Origin of the sequence: Acinetobacter sp. A1 (assembly GCF_012371315.1) — a bacterium.
Classification (GTDB): Bacteria; Pseudomonadota; Gammaproteobacteria; order Pseudomonadales; family Moraxellaceae; genus Acinetobacter.
Window position 1 is genome coordinate 1 of record NZ_JAAZQY010000082.1, and the last position, 1,040, is coordinate 1,040.

General features: G+C 41.4%; 2 protein-coding genes and 1 pseudogene. 2 read left to right on the forward strand and 1 reads right to left on the reverse strand.

Going from position 1 to position 1,040, the window contains the following annotated elements; genetic code table 11:
* The coding region (locus HHA41_RS12995; RefSeq protein WP_168461963.1) for a transposase domain-containing protein at positions 1–276 on the forward strand (276 nt) is incomplete at its 5' end.
* A 220-nt stretch (positions 277–496) separates the two neighbouring features.
* Complete coding sequence (locus HHA41_RS13000; protein WP_005245137.1) at positions 497–754, forward strand: hypothetical protein; 258 nt, start codon at positions 497–499, stop codon at positions 752–754.
* A gap of 204 nt (positions 755–958) precedes the next feature.
* On the opposite strand, the pseudogene HHA41_RS13005 reads toward HHA41_RS13000, so the two are convergent.
* Positions 959–1,040, reverse strand: a pseudogene (locus HHA41_RS13005) (IS6 family transposase); the annotation flags it as partial.

Sequence of the window (1,040 nt, forward strand, 5' to 3'; positions counted from 1 at the left end):
AGCCGCTATCTGGATGATGGCAATCTACCCATTGACAATAACTGGGCAGAGAACTCAATGCGTCCCTGGGCATTGGGACGAAAGAACTGGCTATTTGCAGGTTCGCTGCGTAGTGGTCAACGAGCGGCCAATATCATGACTTTAATCCAGTCAGCAAAGCTGAATGGGCTGGATCCGTATGCCTATCTCAGTGATGTGCTGAAAAGGCTGCCGACACATAAAGCGACCCAAATAGAAGAATTACTGCCACATCGCTGGAAATCCAACTCAAATTAAAAAATAGGCATGGGGTTCAGCGGACGCTTACATAGATTGTTAACTTAGATAGACTTTTAAGCAATGTAACTTGCCGCATGTTTATCAACATATGTCTCAAAAAAGTCTGCCCATACATAGATTTATGGCGTTTAGTGCTTAAATTTCAGATTAATCTTCGTCTGATGACCTGAATGGATGTTACAGATTACATGCAGGTGAATTACTCTGTGGCTGTATCATGGCTTTTGTGCAATCCAATCCATTTGATCCGAATGTTCTCTTTTGCAATAAAGCAGCCTCTTCTGCTTTTCCTGAACCAACGAACTATGTCATTGATTTGATTCAACCGACAACAGTGATGCTGAATCAAATCTCCAAAGAAGGGATTAAATGCAAGAAATATGGTAAGAAAAAGATAGGGGATGGAAGTTATTATCCGTCTAATTGGAACCAGCCCATGAGTCGAGATCAGTTGAGTAAGAATCATTTTAAATGAATAAGAGAAGGATGGCTTACCTCACTTCTCCGAATAACAATGCTATGCTTTTCAACCAAGGTTATAAATTGGCAACTACATTTCATTCTTCTTCATGCTGGTCCTATAGCCTGTAGACAATTACTACATCATTTGCATTCAATGCTCAATACGGCACTGTTGCAAAGTTAGCGATGAGGCAGCCTTTTGTCTTATTCAAAGGCCTTACATTTCAAAAACTCTGCTTACCAGGCGCATTTCGCCCAGGGGATCACCATAATAAAATGCTGAGGCCTGGCCTTTGCGT

Bases quoted from the DNA above. Each gene is read 5' to 3' on its own strand.
- HHA41_RS13000 (WP_005245137.1), top strand. From the start codon at position 497: ATGGCTTTTGTGCAATCCAATCCATTTGATCCGAATGTTCTCTTTTGC.